Here is a 1144-nt window from a genome sequence, read left to right on the forward strand (position 1 = left end):
CCAGCTCGGCGTCCGGGCCGGGGGCGATGAGCGCGCGGTGCCGGGCCCGCTCGACCGGGTCGGTGACCGCCGCGGCGAGCGCGGCGTGCGCGGCGTGCCGCTCCCCCGGCTCGGCCTCGGCGTACACGACGGCGGCGAGCAGCGGATGGGTGAACCGGACGACCTCGCCCGGCCCGATCTCCACGATCCGGTCCCGGACGGCCGCCGCGACGTCCTCGTCCGCGGCGTCCCGGCCCGCCGCGCGCAGCAGCCGCAGCGTCGGGCGGGCCGCCGCGCTCGCGGTCAGCAGCGTCCGGCGGGCTCCGGCGGACAGCGTACCGAGCCGGTCGAGCATCAGGTCGCGCAGGCTGTCCGGGAGCGGCAGCGTGTCGTCCGCCGAGTCCGGCGGCGACTCGGCGAGCGCGCGGCCGAGCTCCAGCGCGAAGAACGGGTTCCCGCCGCTGACCTCGTGGACGCGCACCGCGACCGGGCGCGGCCACCGGTCGCCGAGCAGCTGCGACACCTCGGTCACGGTCAGGCCCGGAACGTTCAGCGCGTGCACCGGCCCCGGGCAGAAGCTCGCGTCGTACCGGCCGCGCGGATCGACCCGGACGGCCACCAGCGCGCGCAGCGGCAGCCCGGCCGCGCGGCGCGCCACGAACGCCAGCAGCTCGGCGCTCGGGCCGTCCAGCCACTGCGCGTCGTCGATCACCAGCAGCACCGGCGACCGCGCGCACAGCACCCGGAACAGGTCGAGGACGGCGAGCCGCAGCGGCAGCGGGCCGCGCTCGGGCGGCGGGTCCCCGCCGCGCAGCAGCGCCGACCGCAGGACGGCCCGCTGGTGCCCGGGCAGCAGGTCCAGGACGTCGTCGCCGGTCGTGGACAGCAGGTCGATCAGGCCGAGGAACGGCAGCTGGCTCTCGGACTCGGCGGGCGCGCAGCGCAGCACGGTGTGCCCGGCGTGCTCGCCCGCGAGCCGTTCCAGGAGCGTCGACTTGCCGATGCCGGGCGGACCGGTCAGCACGACCGTCCCGCCGCGCCGGTCCAGGTGCTCGCGCGCCTCGGCGAGCAGGCCGGACATCCCGACGATGTCGGCGCCGCGCCGGCTCCGGCCGGGGACGACCGGTTCCACGACCGCGAGCGCCTCGGTCGCCGCCCGTTCGGC

General features: G+C 78.6%; 1 protein-coding gene. It reads right to left on the reverse strand.

The annotated features are described in order from the left end of the window. A partial coding sequence (locus AB0J52_RS41660; protein WP_500188809.1) for an AAA family ATPase occupies positions 1 to 1144 on the reverse strand: 1144 nt, incomplete at both ends.

It is taken from the genome of Spirillospora sp. NPDC049652 (assembly GCF_040675125.1).
Lineage (GTDB): Bacteria > Actinomycetota > Actinomycetes > Streptosporangiales > Streptosporangiaceae > Spirillospora.